Annotated in this window: 28 protein-coding genes; 10 read left to right on the plus strand and 18 right to left on the minus strand. The window is 66.1% G+C overall.

Features of this window, described 5'->3' with window-relative positions; translation table 11 throughout:
* The 7 genes from ACFO0G_RS14040 to ACFO0G_RS14070 all read right to left on the minus strand — a co-directional run.
* On the minus strand, positions 1-577 hold a 577-nt coding region (locus tag ACFO0G_RS14040), incomplete at its 3' end, for an enolase-like domain-containing protein (RefSeq protein ID WP_465251111.1).
* Positions 578-632: 55 nt separating this feature from the next.
* Entirely contained in the window at positions 633-1655 is a 1023-nt protein-coding gene (locus ACFO0G_RS14045) for a sugar kinase (RefSeq protein WP_376978339.1), read from the minus strand.
* Positions 1652-2329, minus strand: coding sequence for a bifunctional 4-hydroxy-2-oxoglutarate aldolase/2-dehydro-3-deoxy-phosphogluconate aldolase (locus ACFO0G_RS14050; RefSeq protein ID WP_376978341.1), 678 nt, complete (start codon positions 2327-2329; stop codon positions 1652-1654). Before ACFO0G_RS14050 ends, ACFO0G_RS14045 begins: the two co-directional genes overlap by 4 nt.
* Before the next feature lie 5 nt (positions 2330-2334).
* Positions 2335-3483 (minus strand): galactonate dehydratase, encoded by a 1149-nt coding sequence (gene dgoD / locus ACFO0G_RS14055; RefSeq protein WP_286401092.1) that lies wholly within the window; start codon positions 3481-3483, stop codon positions 2335-2337.
* Between the two features lie 9 nt (positions 3484-3492).
* Entirely contained in the window at positions 3493-4371 is an 879-nt protein-coding gene (locus ACFO0G_RS14060; protein WP_286401090.1) for a carbohydrate ABC transporter permease, read from the minus strand.
* Positions 4368-5321, minus strand: a complete 954-nt coding sequence (locus tag ACFO0G_RS14065) for a carbohydrate ABC transporter permease (protein ID WP_235009338.1) — start codon at positions 5319-5321, stop codon at positions 4368-4370. Before ACFO0G_RS14065 ends, ACFO0G_RS14060 begins: the two co-directional genes overlap by 4 nt.
* Before the next feature lie 96 nt (positions 5322-5417).
* On the minus strand, positions 5418-6716 hold the full coding sequence (locus ACFO0G_RS14070) for an ABC transporter substrate-binding protein (protein WP_286401085.1): 1299 nt from the start codon (positions 6714-6716) through the stop codon (positions 5418-5420).
* Positions 6717-6854: 138 nt separating this feature from the next.
* Between ACFO0G_RS14070 and ACFO0G_RS14075 the strand changes: the two genes are divergently transcribed.
* Both ACFO0G_RS14075 and ACFO0G_RS14080 read left to right on the plus strand, forming a co-directional pair.
* Entirely contained in the window at positions 6855-7583 is a 729-nt protein-coding gene (locus ACFO0G_RS14075; protein ID WP_286401083.1) for a FadR/GntR family transcriptional regulator, read from the plus strand.
* 180 nt (positions 7584-7763) lie between these two features.
* On the plus strand, positions 7764-8522 hold the full coding sequence (locus ACFO0G_RS14080) for an SDR family NAD(P)-dependent oxidoreductase (protein WP_376978344.1): 759 nt from the start codon (positions 7764-7766) through the stop codon (positions 8520-8522).
* Positions 8523-8584: 62 nt separating this feature from the next.
* On the opposite strand, the gene ACFO0G_RS14085 is transcribed toward ACFO0G_RS14080, so the two are convergent.
* From ACFO0G_RS14085 to ACFO0G_RS14095, 3 genes are all read right to left on the minus strand, one after another.
* Positions 8585-9022, minus strand: coding sequence for a universal stress protein (locus ACFO0G_RS14085; RefSeq protein WP_376978346.1), 438 nt, complete (start codon positions 9020-9022; stop codon positions 8585-8587).
* Positions 9023-9058: 36 nt separating this feature from the next.
* On the minus strand, positions 9059-9343 hold the full coding sequence (locus ACFO0G_RS14090; protein WP_286401078.1) for a hypothetical protein: 285 nt from the start codon (positions 9341-9343) through the stop codon (positions 9059-9061).
* A gap of 119 nt (positions 9344-9462) precedes the next feature.
* A complete protein-coding gene (locus tag ACFO0G_RS14095; protein WP_286401077.1) occupies positions 9463-10185 on the minus strand; it encodes an AAA family ATPase in 723 nt (240 codons plus the stop codon).
* 102 nt (positions 10186-10287) lie between these two features.
* Between ACFO0G_RS14095 and ACFO0G_RS14100 the strand changes: the two genes are divergently transcribed.
* Positions 10288-10608 (plus strand): hypothetical protein, encoded by a 321-nt coding sequence (locus tag ACFO0G_RS14100; RefSeq protein WP_286401076.1) that lies wholly within the window; start codon positions 10288-10290, stop codon positions 10606-10608.
* On the opposite strand, the gene ACFO0G_RS14105 is transcribed toward ACFO0G_RS14100, so the two are convergent.
* On the minus strand, positions 10593-11393 hold the full coding sequence (locus ACFO0G_RS14105) for a GAF and ANTAR domain-containing protein (protein WP_286401074.1): 801 nt from the start codon (positions 11391-11393) through the stop codon (positions 10593-10595). The two genes, ACFO0G_RS14100 and ACFO0G_RS14105, sit on opposite strands and share 16 nt — an antisense overlap.
* 51 nt (positions 11394-11444) lie before the next feature.
* On the opposite strand from ACFO0G_RS14105, the gene ACFO0G_RS14110 reads away from it, so the two are divergent.
* Complete coding sequence (locus ACFO0G_RS14110) at positions 11445-13016, plus strand: carboxylesterase/lipase family protein (protein ID WP_286401072.1); 1572 nt, start codon at positions 11445-11447, stop codon at positions 13014-13016.
* Here the strand turns inward: ACFO0G_RS14110 and ACFO0G_RS14115 are convergent.
* The 6 genes from ACFO0G_RS14115 to ACFO0G_RS14140 form a co-directional block, all read right to left on the minus strand.
* Complete coding sequence (locus tag ACFO0G_RS14115; protein WP_286401070.1) at positions 13000-13440, minus strand: SRPBCC family protein; 441 nt, start codon at positions 13438-13440, stop codon at positions 13000-13002. The two genes, ACFO0G_RS14110 and ACFO0G_RS14115, sit on opposite strands and share 17 nt — an antisense overlap.
* Entirely contained in the window at positions 13437-13709 is a 273-nt protein-coding gene (locus ACFO0G_RS14120; RefSeq protein WP_376978350.1) for a hypothetical protein, read from the minus strand. Before ACFO0G_RS14120 ends, ACFO0G_RS14115 begins: the two co-directional genes overlap by 4 nt.
* A gap of 23 nt (positions 13710-13732) precedes the next feature.
* Positions 13733-14224, minus strand: a complete 492-nt coding sequence (locus ACFO0G_RS14125; protein ID WP_376978352.1) for an RpiB/LacA/LacB family sugar-phosphate isomerase — start codon at positions 14222-14224, stop codon at positions 13733-13735.
* Complete coding sequence (locus ACFO0G_RS14130; protein ID WP_376978354.1) at positions 14224-15972, minus strand: dihydroxyacetone kinase family protein; 1749 nt, start codon at positions 15970-15972, stop codon at positions 14224-14226. Before ACFO0G_RS14130 ends, ACFO0G_RS14125 begins: the two co-directional genes overlap by 1 nt.
* Positions 15973-16009: 37 nt before the next feature.
* Positions 16010-16783 (minus strand): SDR family NAD(P)-dependent oxidoreductase, encoded by a 774-nt coding sequence (locus ACFO0G_RS14135; protein ID WP_376978356.1) that lies wholly within the window; start codon positions 16781-16783, stop codon positions 16010-16012.
* A gap of 98 nt (positions 16784-16881) precedes the next feature.
* The gene (locus ACFO0G_RS14140) at positions 16882-17706 is read right to left on the minus strand and encodes a sugar phosphate isomerase/epimerase family protein (protein WP_376978358.1); all 825 of its coding nucleotides are present in this window, start codon (positions 17704-17706) and stop codon (positions 16882-16884) included.
* A gap of 186 nt (positions 17707-17892) precedes the next feature.
* Here ACFO0G_RS14140 and ACFO0G_RS14145 point away from each other — a divergent pair, with 186 nt between their 5' ends.
* The 5 genes from ACFO0G_RS14145 to ACFO0G_RS14165 all read left to right on the plus strand — a co-directional run bounded on the left by ACFO0G_RS14145 (position 17893) and on the right by ACFO0G_RS14165 (position 22527).
* Positions 17893-19230, plus strand: a complete 1338-nt coding sequence (locus tag ACFO0G_RS14145; RefSeq protein ID WP_376978360.1) for an MFS transporter — start codon at positions 17893-17895, stop codon at positions 19228-19230.
* Between the two features lie 36 nt (positions 19231-19266).
* Positions 19267-20178: a transketolase gene (locus ACFO0G_RS14150; RefSeq protein WP_376978362.1), complete on the plus strand. Its 912-nt coding sequence runs from the start codon at positions 19267-19269 to the stop codon at positions 20176-20178.
* On the plus strand, positions 20175-21206 hold the full coding sequence (locus tag ACFO0G_RS14155) for a transketolase family protein (RefSeq protein WP_376978364.1): 1032 nt from the start codon (positions 20175-20177) through the stop codon (positions 21204-21206). The genes ACFO0G_RS14150 and ACFO0G_RS14155 overlap by 4 nt, the downstream gene beginning before the upstream one ends.
* A gap of 118 nt (positions 21207-21324) precedes the next feature.
* On the plus strand, positions 21325-21984 hold the full coding sequence (locus tag ACFO0G_RS14160; protein ID WP_376978694.1) for a GntR family transcriptional regulator: 660 nt from the start codon (positions 21325-21327) through the stop codon (positions 21982-21984).
* Between the two features lie 93 nt (positions 21985-22077).
* Complete coding sequence (locus ACFO0G_RS14165; RefSeq protein ID WP_286401068.1) at positions 22078-22527, plus strand: transferase; 450 nt, start codon at positions 22078-22080, stop codon at positions 22525-22527.
* Between the two features lie 3 nt (positions 22528-22530).
* On the opposite strand, the gene ACFO0G_RS14170 is transcribed toward ACFO0G_RS14165, so the two are convergent.
* A complete protein-coding gene (locus ACFO0G_RS14170) occupies positions 22531-23580 on the minus strand; it encodes a LacI family DNA-binding transcriptional regulator (RefSeq protein WP_376978367.1) in 1050 nt (349 codons plus the stop codon).
* Positions 23581-23745: 165 nt separating this feature from the next.
* Between ACFO0G_RS14170 and ACFO0G_RS14175 the strand changes: the two genes are divergently transcribed.
* Positions 23746-25677, plus strand: coding sequence for an adenylyl cyclase (locus ACFO0G_RS14175; RefSeq protein ID WP_376978369.1), 1932 nt, complete (start codon positions 23746-23748; stop codon positions 25675-25677).
* The last annotated feature ends 11 nt before the right edge of the window (positions 25678-25688 follow it).

Raw genomic sequence — 25688 nt, forward strand, 5'->3', positions numbered from 1 at the left:
ACGCCCGGGTGTCCCAGTCCTCCTCCACCGGGAACGCACCACGACCCGCAGGCTCATAGTCATACCGCTCCCCCGACGCCTGCGCCTGCGCCGCCACCCCATACAGGGCCTTGATCCCCGGCACCGCGGTCTGGATCCGGATCGACTTGTACCCCAGCTCCAGATGCTCCCGCACCGAATCAAACAACGACTCGATATCCGCACCCGAGGCATGCCCGTACGCCCGCAACCCGTTCCGCGACGCCCCACCGAGGAGCTGGTACACCGGCAAACCGGCCACCTTGCCCTTGATATCCCACAACGCCATATCCACCGCCGCGATCGCCGCCATCGTCACCGGACCCCGCCGCCAATACGAAGACCGGTACAGGAACTGCCACGTATCCTCAATCCGGTGCGCATCCTTGCCGATCAACAACTGCGCCACATGCTCCTTCAAATACGCCGCAACAGCCAGTTCACGCCCGTTCAGCGTGGCGTCACCAATCCCGGTCACACCATCCTCGGTAGTGATCCGGAGGGTGACAAAGTTCCGTGAGGGACTGGTCACAAACACATCGGCGGCAATGATTTTCATGGCTGGCTTTCGGGTTGGAGTTGGCAGGACCTGGGAAATATGTGCCTGGCGGGGGTCAGCGCTGGGTGCTGCCCCTGGCGGCATCGAGCAGGGCAAGTTCTTCGGGACGGGGCAGCCCTTCCCAGTCGCCGCGGGTGCTGACTGCGAAGGCGCCGGCAAGGATGCCGCGGTGCAGGCGTTCGGGAACTTTTGCACCGCCGAGCAGAGCCGAAAGGTAGCCGGCGGTGAATGCGTCGCCGGCCCCGACGGTGTCCAGGCAGGTCACGGCGAGGGCGGGCGCTTCGAGAAGGCCTTCGGCTGTATAGACGGCGGCGCCGGCGGCGCCCCGCTTTACCACCACTTCCCGGACCCCGGCCTCCAGCAGCCGCCTGGCTGCACAAGCCTCGACGTCGGCAGTGGCTTCGTCGCTGGCGCCGGTATTGCCCGGACGCCCTGCCGCCCCGCTCCCCGCCTGGGGTGGGGCAATCAGGTCCAGTTCGTCGTCGGACGCTATGACGATGGTGGCGTGCCGCGCCAGGAGGCCGAGCACGGCCCTCGCCTGGTCCCGGGACCACAGCTTGCTGCGGTAGTTCACGTCGAAGGAAACGACAATGCCTTCGCCGGCAGCCCGCTCGGCGGCATACTCCACCGCGTCACGAGCCTCGGCGCTGAGTGCCGGCGTGATGCCGGTGAGGTGCAGAATCCGGGCACCTCCGTCCAGCGCGGCAGCGACATGGTCCCGTGAGATGGTGGCGCCCGCAGAACCTGCGCGGTAGTAGAAGGCCCTGCTGAGGTCTGCGGTGCGCTGTTCCAGGAACATCACGCCCGTGCTGCGGTCCGGATGCACGCTGTGGTGCAGGTGGACGCCCTCGCCCCGGAGCTGCGTCACGATGAACTCGCCATGCGGGTCCGCCCCCACGGCCCCTGCCCAGGCGGACGTGTGGCCCAGGCGTGCCACGCCGATGGCAACGTTGGATTCGGCCCCAGCCACCTGCATGTTCAGCGTTCCGCCGTTCGCCAGGGGGCCGGTGGACCGGAGCGAAACCATGGACTCGCCGAAAGTCAGCAGGCCCACCGGGTCCAGTGCCGGAGCAGTCATGAAGACGTCCCGGTCCGCGCGGCGAATTCGGCGGCGAGGCCCAGGAAGCTGCGGGCGCGGTCCCGCATCTCCGTCAGATCACCGCCTGACGCCGCCTTGCCGAAGAGCGGACCACCCAGGCCGACGGCGATGGCCCCGGCCTCCCAGTACCCGGTGGCTTCATCCAGGCCCACACCGCCGACGGCGATGAACGGGATGTCAGGGAAGGGATCCCGGACGGCCTTCAGGTAGCCGGGGCCGCCGATGGACGCCGGGAACAGCTTGATGGCGGTGGCGCCGCGTTCCATCGCCTCGTAGGCCTCGCTGGGAGTCAGCGCACCGGCCAGGACGGGGATGCCGGCACTGGCAGCCTCGCTGATGGAGGGGGCCAGGGACGGGGTGACAATGAACTGGCCACCGGCTGCCAGGACACGTCCGACGTCGGCCTGGCTGAGGACGGTGCCGGCGCCCACCAGGCAGCCGGCCGGGGCAGCCGCACGGACTTCCCGGATGGCCTCCAGCGCGTTGGGCGTGGTGAGGGCGATCTCCACGTACTGGAAACCCTCCTCCATGGCCGCCAGCGCAGCCTTGGCGGCAGCACCGCCGTCGTTCCCGCGGACAATGCCAATAAGGCGCGTCTGGCGGATACCCGCCAGGAGGCTGGCGGGGGTAACAGCTTCATTGTGGGATGTCATGTGGTTCACCATTCTGCGAAGGATCCGTCGGGATGGCGCCACACGGGGCCGCGCCAGGCATGGCCGCGCTTGTCCGCCGCCCGCACCACGGCCTCATCAATCTCGACGCCGAGTCCGGGCCCGGTGAGCCGCTCGATGTGGCCGTTCACGAACTTGAACGGTGTCTTGTCCACCACATAGTCAAGGACTTCCGCGCCCTGGTTGTAGTGGATGCCGATGCTTTGTTCCTGGATGAGGAAGTTGGGCGTGGCGAAGCCAACCTGCAAACAGGCCGCGAGCGCCAGGGGTCCCAGCGGGCAGTGCGGCGCCAGCTGGACTTCGTACACCTCGGCCAGCGCGGCGATCTTGCGGACCTCCGTGATGCCGCCCGCGTGCGACAGGTCCGGCTGCGCCACGGCGATGCCTGCCTGCAGCGCGGGCAGGAATTCCTGCCGGCTGTAGAGCCGCTCCCCCGTGGAAACCGGGGTGGTGGTGGATGAGGTGAATTCGCGCAGCAGGTGGGTGTTCTCCGGAACCACCGGCTCTTCGAGGAAGAAAGGCCGGAACGGCTCCAGCAGCGGCGCCACCCGTTTCGCGTTCGCCAGGCTGAAGCGGCCGTGAAAGTCGACGGCCACATCCCGGTGGTCGCCCAGGACCTGGCGCGCCGCGGCGACACGGCGGATGACGCCGTCGATCTCCGCGACGGACGCCACCGGGCTCATCCGGCCGCTGGCGTTCATCTTCACGGCGGTCAGCCCCACTTCAAGCTGGGCGCTGATCTGGTCCGCCACCTCGTTGGGTTCGTCGCCGCCCACCCACCCGTACATCCGGATCCGGTCGCGGACATGGCCGCCCAGGAGCTGGTGCACGGGGGTGTTGAAGTGCTTGCCGGCGATGTCCCACAGGGCCTGGTCCAGGCCGGAGACGGCGCTGGCCAGGATGGGGCCGCCGCGGTAGAAGGACCCCTTGGTCATCACCTGCCAGTGGTCTTCGATCCGGAGGGCGTCCCTGCCGATGAGCAGTTCCGAGAGTTGTTCGACGGCGGCGCGCACCGTTTCGCTGCGGCCCTCGCAGGTGGCCTCGCCCCACCCCACGATTCCGCTGTCGGTCTCGATCCGGACAAAGAGCCAGCGGGGCGGGACGAGGAATGTTTCGATCCGGCTGATGACGGTCACAGGGCGGTCCTAACCCTTGGTGGCGCCGGCGGTCAGGCCGGAGACGATGTACTTCTGCGTGAAGAGCGCAATGATCATGATGGGGATGGTCACCACCGTGGCCGCTGCCATCAGCCCGCCCCAATCGATGCTGGCGTAGGAGACGAAGTCGAAGATCGCCACCGGCAGCGTCTTGGTCTTGGCACCGGAGAGCACCAGCGCGAACATGAAGTTGTTCCACGAGAAGATGAAGGACAGGATGCCCGCGGTGGCGATGCCGGACACCGCCAGCGGAAGCGTGATCAGCCGGAACGCCCCGATCGGCGTGAGCCCGTCCACCTCGGCAGACTCCTCCAGTTCCAGCGGCAGGGAGTCGAAGTAGCTCATCATGATGTACACGATCAGCGGCAGGGCCACGAACATGTGGCTGAGGATCAGTACCTCGAACTTGCCCACCATGCGCAGGTTGGAGAAAACGTAGTACCAGGGCACCAGGAGTGAGACGCCCGGGATGACGCGCGCCATAAGGACCACCAGCGCGGAGCGGTGCATGGTGAACCGGCTCATCGCGTAGGCAGCGGGGACGCCCAGGACGATGGACAGCGCGGTGGAGACAAACGCCACCCAGAAGCTGTTGACGACGAACACGAAGTAGTTGTTGCGCTGCAGCACGTTGGCGTAGTTCTCGAAGGTGGGCGAGAAGATGAAGGCCTTGGCGGTGTCGTAGATGTCCACGTTGGTCTTCAGCGACGCCAGGAGCATCCAGAACAGCGGCGCGAGCAGGAACAGCACCACCACGATCAGTGCCACCACACGGAACACTTTGTACGCGCGGGTGCCCAGGGGCTTGCGGCGGCGCCGGGGCGTGTTGTCCGCGGACGGGGCGGCGGAGTCTGTCATGACGGTCATTTGCTTACCGCTTTCTTGCGCATGGTGAGCAGCCACATGGAACCGATGATGATCATGAAGAACAGGATCAGCACCGCCGAGGAGAGCCCGTACTGGTTGTAGTCGAAGCTCAGTCCGTAGGCGTAGACGTTCAGCGTCTCCACTTCATGGAACGAGCCGCCGCCCTTGCCCTTGGTGGCGTAGAGGATGTCGAAGGTCTTCAAGGCGTCGATGCCGCGCAGCAGGATGGCCACGATCACGGTGGGCATCATAAGGGGCAGGGTAATGAAGAAGAACCGCTGGAAGGCGTTGGCGCCGTCCACGCGGGCGGCCTCGTCCGGTTCGTCGGACAGCGAGGTCAGGCCGGCCAGCAGGATGAGGACCACCATGGGGGTCCACTGCCAGACGTCCATGAAGATGGTGGTGCCCAGGGCGGTGTCCTGGCCGGACAGCCACGGCTGGGGCGGGATGCCCACCATGCCCAGGAGCTGGTTGACGAAGCCGATGTTGGGATCGAAGATCAGCCGCCACATCATGCCGACGGCCACGGGGGTTGCCACCAGCGGCAGCAGGATGGCCACGCGGACCCACTTTTCCCCGCGGAACGGCCGCCACAGGAGCAGCGCGATGCCCATTCCCAGCACTACTTCGAAGGCCAGCGCGACGCCGGTGAAGGCAAGGGTGCGGCCTACTGCGGGCCAGAAGCGCTCGGTGTCACTGAGGACCGTGAGGTAGTTCTGGAGCCCGATGAACTCCGTGGCGGCCCGGACGGAGCCCTGGGAGTCGGTGAGGCTGAGGTACAGGGTCCAGGCAAGTGGGAAGACGATCAGGACACCGACGAAGATCATGGCCGGTGCCGCGAACAACCACTTGCGGTGCCGGTTGGCCCAGGCGGAAAAGCTCCCCCTGGCTCCGGAGGGGCCGCCGGCCCGGCGGGTGCGGGCACTGCGGGGAGGGTTCAATACAGACATGGTTCACCTAAGGAGTTCGGGGGTGAAGCGGGCCGCGCCGGGACGGCCCTGGGGCCGTCCCGGCGGGATGGGTTGGCGCGGTACGCGCCTGACGTCCTACTTCTTTTCGCTGTCCAGGAAGGTCTGGAAGGCAGTCTGGGCGTCGTTGGCCGCGGCGGCGGAGTCAGCGCCGGTGATGGTGGCAACGATCGGAGCGCCCACGATTTCGCGGGCCTTGCCCACGGTGACTACCTCGGGACGGTCATGGCCCACGCCGCTCTTGGCGCTGGCGGCAATCGCGTCGGCGAGGTCCTTGGGGTAGGTGGAGGTTCCGTCAGGGTTGGCCCAGACGGAGGTGCGGGGTCCGGGGACGCCGGCCTTCTGGGCTTCCAGCGTGCGCTCCTTGCTGGTGGCCCACTGGATGAACTTCCAGGCGTTCTCCTGGTTGCTGGAGTTCTGGTTCACACCAAGGGCCCAGGAGGGGATGTTGTAGGGCTTGGAGCCGGCGGGGCCAGCCGGCAGCGGGGCGAAGCCAACCTTGTCCGCAACCTTGGACTTGGCGGGGTCGGTGGCGTTCTTGTAGAGCGAATCAGCTTCGGTGTAGAAGGCAGCGCCGCCCTGGGTGAAGATGGCCATCGCCTCAGGCCAGCTCATGTCCGTGCTGACGTTGGCGGGGCCGTAGTTCTTGATCAGGCCACCGTAGAAGGAGTAGGCCTTCTTGGCGGCATCGGTGTTGACGGAGGCCTTGCCGCTGGAGTCGACGAAGTCGCCGCCGAAGCTGTACAGGAAGCTGGAGAACTGGGTGACGGCGGCGGACTTGCCGGTGCGGGCTACGAAGCCAGCGGTGTTCGGGGAGGATGCCTTGATGGCCTTGGCCGCGGCTTCCAGTTCATCCATGGTCTTGGGCACCTGGAGCCCGGCAGCCTGCAGCAGGTCCTTGCGGTAGTACAGGACTTCACGCTCGGTGATGATCGGGACACCAACCACCTTGCCGTCAACGGTGGTGGCCTTGACCGGGCCTTCCTGGTAGTCCTTCCAGTCCCAGTTCGAGTCGGAGGAGACGTTCTTGGTCAGGTCGGCCAGGTAGCCGTTCTTGGCGAATGCCTTGCCTTCCTGGAGCGGGCGGTACATCATGACGTCGATCTCGTCGCTGCCTGCGTTGAGCTTGACGTTGTACTGGTCAGAGAGCTGGTCTTCGCCCAACTGGGTGAGCTCGACCTTGAGTCCGCTGGACTTCTCGAACTCGGGAATGGCTGCCTTGATGCCATCGGTCCAGACGTGGTTGGCGAGGGTGACGCGGACCGTTCCGGACTGCTTGGCCTGGTCGCTGCCGCCTCCACCGCCGCTGCAGGCTGTCAGCCCCAGCGACATCACTGCGGCAACTGCCGCGTACTTCACAATTGAACGCCGCTTCATTACGACTTCCTTTGCCTTCAGGGCCCGCAGCTCCGCGGACCGGTTACAAACGCCTCTTTACGTCTGCTGTGTTCAGCGAGCATAAACAAATAAGGCAGACATATACAAGAGCTTGCTGTGTCCCCATATGATTTATTCATGACCATCCCAAAGGCGGCGTTGTCCCCCGACCTGCATTCATCGCTGGTCGAGAACCTGGGGCTCGCCATCGCTGAGGGAACGCTGGCGCCGAACTCGATCCTGCGGCTGGATGAGTTGGAGGCGCAGCACAAGGTGTCCCGCTCCGTGATTCGGGAGGCTACCCGCGTCCTGTCCTCCATGGGAATGCTTGAGTCCCGGCGTCGGCTGGGGACGGTGGTCCAGCCGGAGGCAAGCTGGAACCTCTACGACCCTCAAGTGATCCGGTGGCGGCTGGCATCGGCCAAGCGGCTTGAACAGCTGCAGGCGTTGAACGAACTGCGCGGTGCCATCGAGCCGCAGGCTGCCCGCCTGGCTGCCGAGCGGGCCTCCCTTGATGCGGCCAGCGATCTGGTTTCCATGGCGGCGCGGCTGTGGGCCGCCGGGCAACGGGGCGACCAGGACGAATTCCTGCGCCTGGACATCGAATTCCACGCCGCGGTCCTCAACGCTTCCGGCAACCTGATGTTTTCGCAGCTTCACAAGCTCGTGGCTGAAGTGCTGTCAGGGCGCACCCAGCACGGCCTGATGCCCCATCTTCCGGATCATGAGGCGCTGCAGATGCACGTGGACGTAGCCAGCGCCATCCAACACCGCGACGCCGGTGCCGCACACGCCGCCATGAGCAGGATTGTGGAGCAGTCCACGGAAGAGATGGGCGATATCTGGTCCAGCAGCCACCCGGGCTGAGAACCTGCCGGGAAGAAGTGAGCCGCTCTTCGGCGCGGCCCTGCCCCGGCCTGCCCTCCCGTTAGGCATGCCTCCGGCGCGGGTACGTGGAGAGCGACCCCTCAGGGAATTTTGAAGGGGCCAGTTGGCAGGCACTAGCGAGTCCGGCCGAACCGCCGGACCAGGATCGAGGATGCAGGCATGGCACAGTTCACGGACAGGGTCGCACTGGTTACCGGCGGCGGGTCGGGGATCGGTGAGGCCACCTCAAAGGAGTTGGCGGCCAAGGGCGCAAAAGTCGTTGTGCTGGACCTCGATCTGCACGCCGCGCAGCGGGTGGCCGATGAGATCACCCAGGGCGGCGGGACCGCCAGTGCCCTGCAGGGCAACACCGCAGCCAAGGAAGACAACGAAAAGGCGGTCCAGTTCGCCATAGAGACCTACGGCAAATTGAATTACGCGGTGAACAACGCGGGAATCGGCGGCAAGCAGGCACCGGCCGGGGAGCTGGACCTGGATGATTGGGACAAGGTCATCGGCATCAACCTCAACGGTGTGCTGTACGGCATGCGGTACCAGATTCCGGCAATGCTCGACGCCGGCGCAAAGGAAAGTGCCATCGTCAACATGGCCTCCATCCACGGTTCAGTGGCAGCGCCGATGAGCAGCGCATACACCGCAGCGAAGCACGGCGTGGTGGGCGTGACCAAGAACGCCGCCGCCGAATACGGTGCCCAGGGCCTGCGCATCAACTCCGTCGGCCCCGGCTACATCGCCACCCCGCTGCTGGACAAGAACCTGAACGAGGAAGCCCGAAAAGCCCTGACCGCCAAGCATCCGCTGGGCCGCCTGGGTACCGCGGAGGAAGTCGCCCACATGGTGTGCTTCCTGCTTTCGGATGAGGCATCGTTCGCCACTGGCGGTTATTACCTTGTGGACGGCGGCTACACCAGCGTCTGAGAGTCGGTTCCCTGCCTGCCCACCGGACTTCCCGGCGTCCTGGACACCACAGGTGCAGGGGTCTACTCAGGTGATGGTTCCCGGATCACCAGCACCGGACAGTGTGCGTGGTGGATGGTCTGGTGGGACACGGAGCCAAGGAGCATTCCGGTGAACCCGCCGTGGCCGCGCGAACCGACGGCAATGAGATCAGCGTCGCGGGAGGCATCGATGAGCGCCGACGCCGGGTTCCCTTCCATGAGCCGCCCGGAAACCGTCACACCCCGGTCCTTGACGCGTTCGAGTTCCGCTTCAAGAATGGCCTGCGCGTCCTTCTCGAAGATGTCGTAGTCCCAGGCCGTGCCCATGGCGTCGCTGACGTAAGGAAAGCTCCAGGCCGTCAACGCCTGGACCTCACCCTTGCGCAGCCTGGACTCCTCAATTGCCCAGTCCATCGCCGCCTTGGACTGCTCGGAGCCGTCAACCCCCACTACGATCCTGAAACTTCCGTTGCCGGCCACGACTCCCCTTTTCCTGTTGTACTGGCGCCGGCGGGACTAACCCTGGTCCGCCGTCGCGCCCTGTGCCGGGACAGCCACCGTGGAGTGCTCCGTCTTGGCGGCCTGGTGTGGATTTCCTGCTTCCCTGGCGCAGTGGAGGCAGCAATAAATGCCGGCTTCGCTTTCAACGGGATGGCCCAAAATCCGGCAGCCGCAGTGCTCGCAGGCCGGCGCCATCATATGGATGGCGCATTCGAAGCTGTCGAACGTGCCGGTTTGGTTTCCCATGCTGACGGTGAACATCCGGCCCTCGCTGCTGCCGCAGACATCACATGCGCCCATGGTCCATGCCTCCTGTTGTAGTCACCTGCTCCAGACACTCAAGTTGACTGCTTTCCCGGGTGCCTGCCTAGGGGCAAAAGTCCTTGCACAGGGACGTGATGCACCCGGGGCGAAGGCCGCTAAATGTGCCTGAGGTAGCGCTCGGGCGAGCCCAGGAAGTTCCGCCAGTTGGCCACGAGCTCCAGCTCCTCCCAGCGCCGCCGCCGCAGGCCCCAGGGTCCCACTTCGAGGATGGTGGCGCCGGTAAAAGCCGCCAGCAGAGGGGAGTGGGTGGACATCACCACTTGGGATTTACCGTCGGCCATCAATTCCTTCAGGACTGACAACAGGCTGAGGCAACCGGAAAAGGACAGGGCGGATTCCGGCTCGTCCAGGAGCCACAGGCCCGGGCCATGGAACCTGTCAGCGGCCAACTGCAGGAAGGACTCGCCATGCGACATGTCATGGAACGGGATGTCAGGAAGGAAAGTGCTGGGGTTCTTTTCCAGGTAGGTGTAGAACCCATGCATGGTTTCCGCGCGGAGGAAGTAGCCGCGGCGCGTCGCACCGGCGTTGCGGACCAGCTGGAGGTGGTTCCCCAGGACTGATTCGGTGGGCCGGGTAACATGCCGGGCACCAGTTGAGCCGCCTTCAGGAGACAAACCGTAGGCGAGCGCTATGGCCTCCACCAGCGTGGATTTACCCGAACCGTTTTCGCCCACCAGGACGGTGGCAGGTCCCAGGTCCAGCCCCTGTTCAAGGACCTGGGCCACCGGCGGCAGGTCGGCCGGCCAGCGTGAGCGGTCAAGGACGTTTCCAGGATCCTCTGCCAGCCGCCGGATCGGGTAGGTGCGCAGAGGCATGGAGCCATTCTTGCAGCAAATTCTTTCTGAACCTTCCCCATCCGCCGGCCGGGCCGTTCCGAATTCCGAGCGTAGTAGTGCAAGCAAAGCTAGGACGGGACGATGGATGCCGTGGACCAGCAGGCCCTGACCGGTGCCGTTATCAAGGAGCACCAGTTGGATTTGGCGCAACTGTGGCTGGAATTCGTTGGATTGGGCGGGGATGCCTCCGAACAGCTCATCCGGGATTACTGCGCCGGCGAAGCCACCCTTTCACCGAAGGAGCGCGACGCTCTGGCGCAGGCAGTCAACGAGCATTGTTCTGCCGAGGGCCTGCCGCTGCGGGCTCCCTTGAGCATCTCACCGCTTTCCCTTCCTCAGCCGGACCGGAGGGACCCGGAGCGGCATGACCCGGATCGGAAAGACCCCTACTCGTCGAAGTAGGTGAAGGTGTCCGCCACCCCGGCCACCGACGCGACCACAGCGGCCGCAACCTCGCGGAGCTTCATGTTCCGGGTGTTGGATGCATCCTTCAGCAGCTTGAAGGCAGCGGCCTGGCTGCACCTGTTCTGCGCCATGATGGCGCCCGTGGCCAGGTCGATGACCGTGCGGGTCTGCATGGCGGCGCTCATGCCGTCCCTGGTTTCCTCCAGCTTCAGCATACGCAGGGCGAGTGTGAGCCCCTTGGACGCCTGCCGCACAAAGGTCTCGGCAACGTGGATTTCGTCCGTTATGTCAACAGGCGCTGTGCAGTAGAACGTCATCATGCCCCGGGCATCCCCTTCCAGCGCTGCGGGGATACTTAGCACCGAAAGGAAACCGTGCCTCCGCACTGCCCGGACGTACTCCGGCCAACGCTGCTCCCGCCGCAGGTCCGCCACCAGAACGGTACTGCCGGTCCGCATCGCCAGCAGGCCCGGGCCGTCACCATGGTCGGACTCCAACGGGCTCAGCAGCGCTCCATCGGCCCTGCTTCCGGCAGTTGCTGCGGGTTTCTTGGGCCGCAGCACCGTAATTTCACAGCAGCATTCATGGTTCAGCGGAGCCAGCCTGGACGCGGCGTACTCGGCCAGGTCCCGAAGGAATGCCTCAACCTCAGGGTTCTGCAGGAACGACTCCTGAAGATGCAGGGCAACGTCTGCGAAGTCCTCGCCTTCAGGGACGCCGGCCTTGAGCACGGGGCATACCTCCGGGACAGTAGTTAAAAGCCACACGATGTGGGCGCCCACTGCCGAACGGTGATGACAGCCTACCCGTGGTGAGGCCGTAATCTGGCATCCATGACGCGTCTTTCCACCCCGAGCGGATCCGTCCGCGGCAGCCGCCTGGAGACTGACGGGACCACCGTGCAGCGGTTCCTGGGCATCCCGTACGCAGCGCCGCCGTCGGGCGCCAACCGCTTCCGGCCGCCGGTCCCGGTGGTGCCGTGGAAGGAAGTGCTGGACCGCACCGTTCCTGGCCCCGCCGCGCCCCAGAACCCTGAACTGCCTGCGCCCCCGGGCGCCACGCCGCGCAGCTGGAGCGAGGACGGGTGCCTCAACCTGAACATCTGGACGCCGGGGACTGACGGTCCGGCCAGGCCGGTGATGGTTTGGATCCATGGCGGCGCGTACCTTTCGGGCGCCAACAGTGACGGGATGTACGACGGCGGCAGGCTCGCCGCTGCGTCGGGCGCGGTGCTGGTGTCCATCAACTACCGCCTGGGTGCCCTGGGCTTCCTGCACCTGGCGGAGCTGCTGGGTCCCGGCTACGAGGACTCCTCCAACCTGGCCCTGCTGGACCAACTGGAGGCCCTGCGCTGGATCCGCCGCAACATCAGCGCCTTCGGGGGCAACCCTGACAACGTCACCATCTTCGGCGAGTCCGCAGGCGCTGCAGCGATCGGCACCTTGCTGGGCATGCCGGCGTCCGAAGGACTGTTCCGCCGGGCCATCATGCAAAGCGGGACTGCGGAACGGTACCGGCAGCCGGAGGAATCGGCGCACATCAGTGCCGCATTCCTTGAACTCTGCGGCCTGGACCGCGGCTCAGCCATGGAGTTGCTGAGCCTCCCGGTGGAGCGGCTTCTCGAGGCCCAGGCCGCCCTGGAACGGCGCATTGCCGCGGAGTCCTATGCCGTTCCGCTGCCGTTCCAGCCCACTGTGGGCACACCGTCGCTGCCGGCCCCGCCACTTGAAAGCGTGCGCAGCGGGGTCAACGCCGAGGTAGACCTGCTGATCGGGACCAACCTCAACGAGGGCTCCTTCGCGGTGGAGATGCGTCCGCCTTCCGCCGGTGACCCGGCCTACCCCGAGCGCGCGGCCGCAGTGCTCGCAGGGGAAGGGATCCCCGCCATCGAAGCACCCGGCTACGCCTGTGCGCTTGCAGAGGTGCTCAACCGGGAGCCGTCCGGAAAGGAACTGCTCGAGGCCGCCATCGGGGATTCCATGTACCGCCAGCCCAGCAACCGGCTGCTTGACGCGAGGCTGCTGGGTGTCGCCCACTCGGCCGCCGCCGCGACCTCCGCCAATACCGGGAAGAACTTCGCCTACCTGTTCACGTGGCGGAGTCCCGCCATGGGCGGGAAACTCGGCGCCTGCCACGCCCTGGACGTCCCCTTCGTCTTCCGGCACCTGGACATCCCCGAGGCCGCCTTCCTTACCCGCCGTAAGGCGCCGCAGTCCCTCAGCGACGCCATGAGCGGCGCCTGGGCTGCCTTCGCGCGCCACGGCGCGCCGGAGATGGCCGAACGTGAGTGGCCGGAGTACGGGCAGGAGCGCAGCACCATGGTGCTCGACGCCGAGCCCCGCCTGGAAGCCGACCCCCGGCGGGAGATCAGGAAATTTTTCGAAACGGTCACTCCGCTGCCATAGCGTTGAGGGTGTCCCGGATCCCGTTGAGCGCGGGGTCCCGCAGGGAATTGAAGGCAGGCCTCAGGAGCGGCTGGATGATCTTGGCCGGGCCGTTGATGCTGAACTCGGCCGTGTACGTCACCACGGAGCCGGTGCCGCTGGGGCCGACGTCCACCGAGTCGAAGGCCGTGACGGTCTTATTCTCGCCGCGCAGCTTGATGTGGTTTTCCGTCAGCTCAATGACCTCGTAAACCAGGGTCTGGCGCTTTCCCCTGAACTCGGATTCGGCATGGTACTTGTGCCCCACAGCCACTGGCCCGGGGGTGAGCTTGTCCATGACAGGGGTGTTGGGGTCCCACTTGCTGGTGTTCTCGAACTCACTCATGAAGGCAAAGGCCTTCTCCGCGGACAGGTTGGTTTCCACACTTCCGGTGACTGTGATCATCGTCCAAGTGTAGGAGCACCATGCAACTGGTCGGCAGTCATCTTGTAGCAGAGCTTCCCGCCCAGCGCCTGTGGCCTGATCCATGCCTCATAGCCTTCGGCGGCGGTGAACAGGGCCCGGCCACCGGACGCGTCGGCGGCGAGCCATAAGGCGGCCGGGACCGGCATGGCATCTTCCACCACGCCGGTCCGGACCACCTCGGAGTCCTTCCGGATCTCCACGGGGAGGCCGACCAGCCGGTTCCAGGCGTGATGGGGGTAGGGCTTCATGGCGGTTCCCCTGGCGCTTCCGGCTAGCAGGACTCGAAGTCGGTGAGGACCTTGACCTTGCCCGCGGAGGCCGAGGCCGGGTCGAATGTGTACCCGATCCATTCCTTGGCCAGGCGGCGGGCGAGTTCGATGCCCACCACGCGCTGTCCCATGGTGAGGACCTGGCAGTCGTTGGACAAAATGGACCGCTCCACGGAGAACGAGTCGTGCGCCGCGGTGGCGCGGATGCCCTCCACCTTGTTCGCGGCGATGGCCACCCCGATTCCCGTCCCGCAGAACAGGATGGCGCGGTCCGCTTTGCCGTCCCGGATCATTTCGCCGGCAGCAATGCCGACGTAGGGGTAGGGCCTGGTGAAGTCATCCGGCGCATCGGTGCGGTTGACCCCGATGTCGGTGACCTCGGAGACGCAGGGATCGTTGCGCAGGTCGGCCAGGACTTTGTCCTTGTAATCAACGCCGGCTTCATCCGCGCCGACAATGAGCCGCAGCCCCATGGTGGTTCCTTCCGTCGTCATTACTTCGCTCCCACCGGCGCTGCGCCGGCTGTGGTGGTGGTGAAGTGCGGGCCCATCACGGCGAACACCATGGCCAGGGAGGTGGCACCCGGGTCCGGCGTGCCCAGGCTCTTTTCAGCCAGGGGGCGGGCGCGGCCCTTGAGTGGAAGGAGGTCCGCGGTGGCTTCCGCCGCAGCGGCAGCTTTGCGTGCGGCCTCCTGCCAGGCTGGGCCGGTGTCCGCACCCCCAGCCACAGCGCGGCCGAACGTGGACGCGAAGGGCAGCAGGGCGTCCACCATGGTCTTGTCGCCGATTTCGGCCTTGCCCAACTGGATGATGCGGTCCGCGAACGCGGTGACTGCGGCCGCAAGGACGGCAGCTTCGGGCGCGGCGGAGTTTCCTACCGTCTCGCCGAAGGCGCGCAGCCCAGCGCCCCACAGCACCCCGGAGGTGCCGCCGGCCTTGTCCGCCCAGGCATCACCGGCGGCTGCGAGGACATCACCCGCGCCTGCACCCAGATGGAGTGCGTTGGAGGCGGCTGCCGCTGCGGCATCCACGCCGCGGACCATGCCGCGTCCGTGGTCGCCGTCGCCGGCGATGGCATCCATCCGGCCCAGCCGCTCCTCGGCGTCGTGGAGCGAGGCTCCGGCGGCCGCAATAGCCTCAACGCAGGCGGCTGCGTACTCCCGGGAGGCATCCGTGGCGACAAACGCGGCAGTGGCGGCACCGCCGTCGTGCTCTTCTTCCCCGACGGAAGCCCGTGCCTGGGCTGATACGGCGCCTCGGCGGTAGGCGGGAGTTTCTGCCGGAGCGGTCCACAGCGGTTCCAAGTCCTCATCCAGCCAGGTGACGGTCAGCGAGACGCCTGCCATGTCCAGGCTGGTGACCAGTTCGCCCACCTCGGGCATCACCAAGGTGTAGCCGGAGGCGCGCAGCAGGGGGGCCACCGTTCCCCAGAGCACGAAGAGCTCCTCGTGCTTGGTGGAGCCGAGCCCGTTGAGGATGACCGCGATCCGCTTGCCGGCGCCGGCGGGGGTCTCGGAGAGCACCCGGCCCACGAGTTCCTGGCCCAGTTCCTTGGCGGAGGGCAGGTCCGTGTCGTGCAGGCCCGGTTCACCGTGGATGCCAAGGCCCAGCCCCATCTGCCCTTCGGGGAGGGTGAACAGCGGGGCTTCGGCGCCCGGGAAGGTGCAGCCGGCGAACGCGCTGCCGATGGTGCGGGTCAGGTTATTGGCCTTGCGGCCCAGGCGGACCACCTCGGCCAGGTCCGCTCCGTTCTCCGCGGCGGCACCCATCACCTTGAAGACCGTGAAGTCACCGGCAATGCCGCGGCGCTTGGCGGATTCCGACGGCGGGGCGCTGGCGATGTCGTCAGTCACCAGGACGTTCTCCACGGCGATGCCCTCGGCGGCCAGGCGCTCGCTGGCCATGCCGAAGTTCATCACGTCGCCGGCGTAGTTGCCGTAGGTGAACACGACGCCGGCGCCGGACTCTGCGGCTTTGGCCACCGAGTAGGCCTGCTGGGCGGACGGCGAGGTGAAGATGTTGCCCACCACGGCGCCGTCAGCGAAGCCGGTGCCGATCACGCCGGCGAACGCCGGGTAGTGCCCGGATCCACCGCCGGCCAGGACGGCAACCTTGGGCTGCGCGGGCCGGTAGCGGCGGACGGCGCCGCCGGGGACCTGGCGGACCAGGTCCGAGTGAACGTCGCAGAAGCCTGCCAGGGCCTCCTCGGCGAACTCTGAGGGGTCGTTGAAGATTTTGGTCATGGTGGGTTCTCCGGCGTCCGGGTGCTGTCAGTGGGTGCTAGTGGATGTGGCTGCCGCCGTTGATGTCGATGGTGGTGCCGGTGAGGTAGGCGGAGTCCTCGGAGGACAGGAAAGTGATCACGGAGGCCACTTCTTCCGTGGTGGCGTTGCGGCCCAGCGGGATGCCGGCGTTGATGGCCGCCTCCTGCTCTTCGGTGCTGCCCACGCGGATGTTGGTGTCAACGGCGCCGGGGGTGATGGCGTTGACGGTGACGCCGGTGGTGCCGAGCTCGCGGGCCAGGGCCTTGGTGAAGCCCAGGATGGCTGCCTTTGCGGCGGAGTAGGGGACCTTGCCGAAGACGCCGCCGCCGCGCTGGGCGGACACGGAGGACATGTTGACGATCCTGCCCCAGCCGTTCTCGATCATGTCCGGCAGGAACGCCTTGGTCACCAGGTAGGTGCCGGTGGCGTTGACGTCCATGACCTTGTGCCACAGTTCGAGGGTGGTTTCCAGGAACGGGACGGGCGAGGTGATGCCGGCGATGTTGGCCAGGGCACCGACGGGCGGGAGGTTGCCAGCGGCCACTTCAGCGGCGACGGCTGCCTGGGCGGCGGTGACGGAGGCTTCGTTGGCAACGTCGATCTCGTGGCCGAAGGCGGGGACGTTGAATTCGTTGCCCATTTCAGCTGCGACCTTGGCGGATTTCTCGCCGTCGAGGTCCAGGATGACGATGCCCCAGCCGTCACGGGCGTAGCGACGGGCGGTGGTGATGCCGATGCCCCGGTCCGAGGTGGCTCCGGTGAGTACGGCGGTGCGCTGGATGGTGGTCATGGTGGTGCTCCTTGAATTGTTTTATTGGATCGACTGCTCCGTAAGTGTCGTTTTGGACGTTCAAAACGACAGCTACTCAGCAGTCGATGGAGTTGGGTTCAGATGAGGTCGGTGATGAAGCTTGCTGCCTTGGCGGCGGCGGCCGGGCGTTCGTCGTGGGTGATGTCCCGGGTTTCGAGTTCGAGCGAGAAGTGGCCGGTGTAACCATCCGCGGCGAGCCGTTTCAGGCCGCCGGCGAAGTCGGCGTCCCCATTGCCGATGCTGAGGTTGATGTTCCCCGGCACGGCGTCCCGCAGGTGGACGTGGCTGATGCGGCCGTGGTGCCGGTCCAGGTAGGCCTCGATGTCCTCGCCGGACGCCACGATGTGGCTGAAGTCCATGACGATTCCGACGCCGGAACCGGCGAGGCGGTCGGCCAGCAGGCCCGCACGCTCGAGGTTCCAGCAGAACCGCAGGAAGTGCAGGGACTCGGTCCAAAGTTCGACGCCGAACTCCGCCGCCCGTTGTCCGGCACCAATGAGCTGCGCGGCAACGAGGTCCAGATCTTCTTCGACGCTGCGGACGGGGGTGTGGTCCAGGGCGCCGCACGGCAGTACCAATGCCTTGGCGCCGATGTTGGCCGTCAGGGTAAGCAGGGCATCGAGGTGGCGCTCCCGCGCAGCCCGGCCGTCGGCGTCGAGCACTTTGTTAAGGTCCCCCACGTCGCCGTTCACGGAGCGGACCCGCAGGCCGGACGCGTTGACCTCGGCCGACACGGCTTCAACCGCGGCCGCATCGAGTTCATAAGGAACGTGGTCGCAAACGCCGGGCAGGGCGCCCAGATCGATCTCTTCGAAGCCCAGGCCCTTCATGGTGCGCAGGGCAGTGCCCAGGTCCTGGTGCCGGAAGCTGATGGACGAGCACCCAAGTCTGGAATGGAACATCATTGATCCTTTTGTTCGTACCGGGCTGTAGTGATGGAGACCACAATACATTCGTTAACTGTCAACAGTCAACTATGAAAGTCGACTGTTGACAGTCATAATGATGTGGGTCACACTGGTGTCCATCAATTGTTAACAGTCGACAGCGGCGGACCTCCTCCAGCCGCTTTTCGAAAGGGAACCACCATGAGCAAAGATGCTCTGACCATGCGCGGGCCGGTCCACGGCACCAAGGACGCCCGGCGAGTTGCCATCGGATCCGGCGTGGGGGCCGTCATCGAGACGTATGACTTCATCGGCTTCGGCACCGCTGCCGCACTGTACTTCGGCACTGCATTCTTCCCCGGCAACGATCCCGTCACCGGCACCCTCGCATCCTTCGCCACCCTGGGCGTCGGCTTCGCAGCCCGCCCCCTCGGCGGCATCATCGGCGGCCACCTCGGCGACAAAGTGGGCCGCAAGCCGGTCCTGGTTGCCTCCCTCATCCTGATGGGCCTGGCCACCTTCGCGATTGGCCTGCTCCCCACCTACGCGGCGGTCGGACTGCTCGCCCCTGCGCTGCTGGTCTTCGTCCGCATCGTCCAGGGCCTGGCCTTCGGCGCTGAATGGGGCGGTGCCATCCTGATGAGCTACGAGCACGCGCCATGGAAGGCCAAGGGCAAGTTCACGGGCATCGTCCAGGCCGGCTTCCCGGTGGGCCTGCTGCTGGCCAACCTGACGTTCCTGTTCAGCGTCCAGCTGGGCGGCGAACTCGCCTGGCGCATCCCCTTCCTGGCCAGCATCGTGCTTGTCGTTGTGGGCCTGATCATCCGCTCCAAGGTCCCTGAGTCCCCCGTCTTTGACGAGGTCAAGGACAGCGGCACCATCGTCAAGGCCCCCATCGTGGAGGTCATCAAGACCGACTGGCGCAACATCGTCAAGGGCATTGGCCTGCGAATCGCCGAAACCGCCGGCTACGCCGTGTCCATCACCTACATGATTTCCTACATCAACAGCCAGCACCTGGCGGACAAGACCCAGACCCTGATCGCGCTCTGCATCGCCTCGGCCATCGGCATCTTCGCCACCCAGGCCTGGGCAGCACTGACGGACCGCATCGGCCGCCGCCCCCTGTACGTCTGGTCCACCGCGTTCGCGGCCTTGTTCGCGATCCCCATGTTCCTGCTGGTCAACACCGGCCTGTTCATCGCCATCATCCTCACCATCGTGATCTCCTACGCGGTCTGCCAGAACTCCCTGGCCGGCGCCCAGGGCGCCTGGTTCCCCGAGCTCTTCCAGGCCAAGACCCGCGCTTCCGGCGCCAGCCTGGCTTACCAGATCTCCGCTATGGTGTCCGGCTTCACCCCCTTCATCACCACCCTGCTGTTCGTCAGCTTCGGCTGGATGGGCCCGGCACTGCTCTTCGGCGCCTACGCGCTGATCGGCCTCTGGGCCGCCGTCGCCACCCGGGAAACCTGGGGCAAGCGGGAGCGGGAACTGGCTGACGAAGCCACCAAAAGCACCCCCAACACTGTCAACGCCTGAATGACCATCACGCACGCTACGACCACGGAGCAAGCAATGCCTACAGAGACCGTCCAGGACCACGCCCCGCAGGGCCAAACACTGCTGACCGCAGTGAGCCCGGAACGGGTGGACAAGATCAGCGCCGCCGCGTATCGGATCCGGCACCACGCCCTGAACATGGGCGAGGTCCAGGGACAGGGCTATGTCGGCCAGGCCCTGGGTGCAGCCGACCTGCTCGCCACGGTGTACGGGGACCAGCTGCGGTTCCGTCCCGAGGACCCGCACTGGGAAGCCCGCGACCGGTTCCTGCTCTCCACCGGGCACTATGCCATCGGCCACTACGCCGCCCTCGCCGAGGCCGGCGTAGTACCGGTGGAGGAACTCGAAACCTACGGCTCGGACGACTCGCGGCTGCCAATGTCCGGCATGTCCACCTACACCCCCGGCATGGAAATTTCCGGCGGTTCCCTGGGCCACGGCCTGACCATCGCCGTCGGCATGGCTTTGGGCCTTCGGTACCAGGGCTCGGATGCCCGGGTGTTCAACTTCCTCTCCGACGGCGAACTCGATGAAGGCTCCACGTGGGAGGCGGCCATGGGCGCGCACCACCACCAGCTGGGCAACCTCACCGCCATGGTGGACATCAACGCCCTGCAGGCTGACGGCAAGACGGACACGGTGCTGCGCACCGAGCCGGTGACCGAAAAGTGGGAATCGTTCGGCTGGTACACCCAGCGGGTGGACGGGAACGACGTCGGCGCGCTGCTGGCAGCGTTCGACAACGCAGCCGCCCAGGCCGCCGCCGTCGGACGCCCCTCAGTGATCCTGTGCGACACCAAGGTGGGCCGCGGCGTCCCGCTGCTGGAAAACCGCGAAAAGGCGCACTTCATGCGCATCGAAGAGAACGAATGGCAGATCTGCCGCGAGCAGCTCACCGCCGGCTACGAAGGAAAGGCTTCAGCATGAGCACCACCACCGAGGCCCCGGACACCGCAGCAGCCGCTGCAGCACCGGCCAAGCCGAAACTGAAAACCTCGGCGATGATCGCATCGTTCGCCGACCCCGGCCAGAAGACCTCCAATGCGCCGTTCGGGCACGCCCTGGTCAAGGCTGCGCAGGAAAACGACAAGATCGTGGGCCTGACCGCGGACCTGGGCAAGTACACGGACATGCACATCTTCGCCAAAGCCTTCCCGGAACGGTTCTTCCAGATGGGCATGGCCGAGCAACTGCTCTTCGGCGCAGCAGCCGGGCTCGCCGAGTCCGGGCTGGTGCCATTCGCGTCCACCTACTCGGTGTTCGCTGCCCGCCGCGCCTACGACTTCCTCTGCCTGGACGCGGCCGAGCCGAACCTGAACGTCAACATCGTGGGCGGTCTGCCCGGCCTGACCACCGGGTACGGCCCCAGCCACCAGGCCACCGAGGACATGGCGATCTTCCGCGGCATGCCCAACCTGACCATCGTTGACCCCTGCGACTCGGTAGACATCGAGCAGGCCGTTCCGCAGCTCGCAGCCTCCGAAGGCCCCACCTACCTGCGGCTGCTGCGCGGCAACGTGCCCACCGTCCTGGACGAGTACGACTATACGTTCGAGCTCGGCAAGGCCAAGGTGCTGCGCGGCGGCAACGACGTCGTGTTCATCTCCTCCGGCCTGATGACCATGCGCGCCCTCCAGGCAGCCAAGGCACTCGAGGCACACAACGTGGACGTCGCCGTCGTGCACACCCCCACCATCAAGCCGTTCGACGCCGAGACTGTCCTTAAGGAGGTCAACACCGACCGCTTGGCCGTCACCCTGGAAAACCACACGGTGGTGGGCGGCCTGTTCGAAACCGTCGCCTCCGCCGTCGTCACCGCCGGTGTGGGCAAGCGGGTGGTGCCCGTGGCACTGCCGGACCAGTTCCTCGACGCCGGCGCCCTCCCCACCCTGCACGACCGCTACGGCCTCGCCACTGACCGCATCGTGGCCAAGGTCCTCGCGGAACTCGGCTAAGGCAGCACCAACGTAGAAAGCACGGCGCCGGTCCTAATCCGGTGTCGTGCTTTCTGCCGTAATATCGAATTCACTATCGACTGTAAACAGTCGACTTATGACATTGAGGACAGAAGCCATGGCCGGACTGACCGCCCCGCTGCTGGGACTGGAAAAGAAAAGCCTGCGCGAGCAGGCACTCTCGGCGCTGCGCACCGCCATCACCAGCGGCGAGCTGGAACCCGGCCGGCACCTGGTGGAGACCGAACTGTCCGAGATGCTGCAAATCAGCCGCGGCACCCTCCGCGAAGCGCTGCGGCAGTTGGAGCAGGAGGGGCTGCTGTCCGCCGGGCCCCGGGGCCGGCTGTCCGTCCGGCACCTGGACGAAAAGGAAATTCGGGACATCTACGCTGTTCGGGCCGCCCTGGAATCGCTGGCCGCGCGCACGCTGTGTGAACTCCCGGACCGCCAGCACGTCACTGAGTCGCTGCACAAAGCGGTCGACGCCATGTCCGATGCCACCAGCGGAAGCCTGGAGGAACGGATCGAATCCGATCTCGAGTTCCACCGCACCCTCTGCCGGCTTACCGGCAACGAAACCCTCCTCCACTCCTGGGAATCACTGGAGGGCTCCATTCGCATGTCCATCATGTTTGCCGGCCTGGAAAAGGGTGTCAGCAACATGAGCGTGGACCGGCACAAGGACATCGTGGCCGCCATCGACACCGGCGACGCCACCCTCGCCCGCAAGACCATCCTGGAACACATGGACACCGCCGCTGCCAATCTGGTGGCCTAGCCCCTTCCCACCTGCCCTTTTGGGAATCCCAGCGCCCTCCCACCCGTTAACTTACTGAGCGGTAAATAGCCGCAGCGTTTAACGAGGGATGGTATGACCGCAAAGTTTGTGTCAGTCGAGGACGATACGGGGAAGGTCACCCGGTATGCCCGCCATGACAACGGCGGTGGGTTGATCGCCCCGGGCGCCCGGGTGGCGGACAGCGCCCGCATCGGCCCCATGACCTACATTGAACACGGTGCCCAGGTGGGCTCAGGCTGCCGGATTGGACACGGCAGCTGGATCGACCGCGATGCCACCATCGGCGACCGGACCGTGATCGGCGACGGCGTGCGGATCGGCCGGGGTACGGTCATCGGCAACCGCGTGCATATTGGCAGCCACTCGAGGATCGGCTCCAGCGTGCTCATCGAGCACGGGGTCCACCTAGATTCCGACAGCGCAGTGCCGGACGGCAGCGAGGTGCTTACCGGCGCCCACACACGCGTGGCCCGGGCAAGGCACCAGCAGCACCGGAAGGCGAAGGGCGGGCTGGCCGCCTAGGCCCTACATAACACTGCTTCCGCGGACCACGAGTTCCGCCGGATAGATGACCGGCTCCAGCTGCTCCCCGGTGTTCTCAATGGCGCGGATCAAGAGCTGCCCTGCATTTTTGGCTATCTCCACCATTGGATGGGCCACCGTAGTGAGGTCCATGCCGTTCGGCGCCTGGATGGAGTGATTGTCGAAGCCCACAACGGCCACGTCCTCCGGCACGCCCTTGCCCGCACCGCGGACGGCCTCGACCACGCCCAGCGCCATGAGGTCCGACGCGGCGAAGACGCCGTCCAGCGCAGGTGCCTGGCCGAAAAGTTTGCGTGCTGCCTCGGCGCCGCCCGCCGTCGTGAAATCCCCGTGGACAATCGGTCCCGGCTTCAGTCCTGCTTCCTTGAGTCCCTGCAGCCAACCGTCCAGGCGGTCGACGGCGGCCGTCATGTCCTTGGGGCCGGCAACAGTTCCGAGGTGGGTACGGCCGGTGCCGGCAAGGTGCCGCGCCGCCAGCCGGCCGCCCTCGAAGTTGTCCAGATCCACAAACGGAAGTTCCGACTTCCTGTCCCACGGCCTGCCGATGAAGACGGTAGGCAGCCCGGTGGAACCCAGGGTTTCCACCCAGCCGTCTGCGCGGTGGTGGGACACCACGATGGCGCCGTCCACATGGCCTCCGCGCAGGTAGCGAAGTGTCCGTGAAGAATCGTCCCCTGCCCGCGACATCAACAGCACCAGCTGTATGTCGGTATCACGGAGGGATTGGTTGACGCCGGTGACCACGGCGGCAAAGTAGGGATCCATCACCCTGGCATCCGGTTCCGGGATGACCAGCGCCACCGATCCGGCCCGCCGGGTGACCAGGCTTCGTGCCGCACGGTTGGGTATGTACCCCAATTCCGCGATCGCAGCGTCGACGGCGGCCTGGGCCGCCGGGCTTACCCTGGACCCACCGTTGATGGCCCGGGAGGCAGTGGACCGGGAAACTCCAGCGGCCCTGGCCAGGTCCTCGAGCGTCGGGAGCGGCCGCCCCTCCCTGGCCGGCGCGGCTGGAGTGGTCTTTGGGTTCACTCAACAGACATTACGACACTGGCGGCATGGGAGCGCTTCCGTCAACCCTTGCTGGGGCAGGAGGGCGATGCTACTCTTCCCCCGTGGGAGCGCTCCCACCACTGACCCAAGTTGCCAACTGCAGCTCACGGGGGTCGTCCAGCACACCGAATGACAGGACCAGCAATGCCGCTAGCCCCTTGCCCTGATCCATCCCGTCCCTCCCCGGCAGGCCGTCGGCACAGCGGCGGTCTCGTCGCCGCGGGTGCCGCCCTTCTCATTGGGCTATTCGCCGCAGGCGGGACCGCTCCGGCCCAAGCGTCGCCGCCAGCGCCGTCTGCAGCGCCCGCGCAGCAGGCTCCCGCCTCCCCGCAAGCTCCACCCCAACCCGCGCAGAACCCGTTCGGGTCCAATGTCTACGTCTTCGACCCCGGCATGCCGGTGGCGCAGATCCAGGCCACGGTGGATTCCATTGCCGCCCAGCAGGTGGACGACGAAATGGGGACCAAGCGGTACTCCCTGCTGTTCAAGCCCGGCACCTATGGCACACCGGAGGAGCCGCTGATCGTCCAGGTGGGCTACTCCACTGAGGTGGCGGGTCTGGGCGCTTCACCCACGGATGTCACCATCAACGGGCACGTGGACGTCTACAACCGCTGCCTCACCGCGGAGAACTGCATCGCGCTGAACAACTTCTGGCGGTCCCTGTCCAACCTCACCATCAATGTCACGGGCCTGGAAGGCTGCCGCAGCTCGGCGAATTTCTGGGCGGCGTCACAGGCCTCCCCCATGCGGCGGGTCAACATCACCGGCGGCAACCTCTCCCTCATGGACTACTGCACGGCCGGCCCGCAGTACGCCAGTGGCGGTTTCATCGCGGATTCGAAGACGGGGGCCATCATCAACGGCTCCCAACAGCAGTACCTGGTGCGCGACAGCAGCATTGGAAGCTGGTCCAACGGAGTCTGGAACCAAGTGTTCTCCGGCGTAAACGGCGCACCCGGCGATTCCTTCCCTAACCCGCCGTACACCACGCTGGCCAACACCCCCATCAGCCGCGAAAAGCCGTACCTGACGCTGGATGCGGGCGGGCAGTACAGTGTCTTTGTTCCGGCCGTCCGCCAGAACTCCGCGGCGACCACGTGGGAGAACGGTCCTACAGCAGGCCGCAGCATCCCCTTGGACGACTTCTACATCGCAAAGCCCGGCGATTCAGTCCAAACCATCAACTCGCAGCTTGCCAGGGGGAAGAACCTGCTCCTTACCCCTGGGGTTTACGACGTGGACCGCAGCATCGAGGTCAAGCGGGCCAACACCGTGGTGCTTGGGCTGGGCATGGCAACACTGACCGCCGTCAACGGGTCCGTCCCGCTTACGGTGGCGGAGGTCCCCGGAGTTGATATCGCCGCAGTCACGGTGGATGCCGGCGAGGTGAATTCCCCTGCCCTGATGCGCCTCGGCAAAGCACTTCCGGGAGCAGGCAGTGGACCTGCCAACTCTGCCGTCCACAGCGATCCGGCCAACCCCACCACGCTCCACGACGTCTTCTTCCGCGTCGGTGGCCCGCACGTGGGCAAGGCCTCGGTGAGCCTGGAGGTCAACAGCGACAACGTGCTCCTGGACCACATCTGGGCGTGGCGCGCCGACCACGGCAACGGGGTGGGCTGGACAACCAATACGGGCCGGAACGGCGTGATTGTCAACGGCAACAACGTCACCGCCACGGGCCTCTTTGTGGAGCATTACCAGGAGTACAACGTCATTTGGAACGGGGAGAACGGCAAGACCGTCTTCTTCCAAAACGAACTGCCCTACGACGCGCCCAACCAGGCAGCATGGCAGCACGACGGGATCCTGGGCTGGGCGGGTTACAAGGTCGCCGACTCCGTGAAGACCCACGAACTGTGGGGCGGCGGCAGCTACGTGTACAACAACGTGGACCCCACCATCCACGCCACCCGCGGCTTCGAGGTCCCGGTTGCTCCCGGCGTGAAGCTGCACAGCCTGCTGACCGTCAATCTTGGAGCGGGCACCCTGGACCACGTTGTCAACGACACGGGGGCGCCTGTCTCGACCGATGCCGTTGGCGTTCCCAGCTACGTCGCCGATTTCGGCTAGGAGCCAGGCCC

This window comes from Arthrobacter sedimenti (assembly GCF_042652025.1).
Taxonomy (GTDB): domain Bacteria; phylum Actinomycetota; class Actinomycetes; order Actinomycetales; family Micrococcaceae; genus Arthrobacter; species Arthrobacter sedimenti.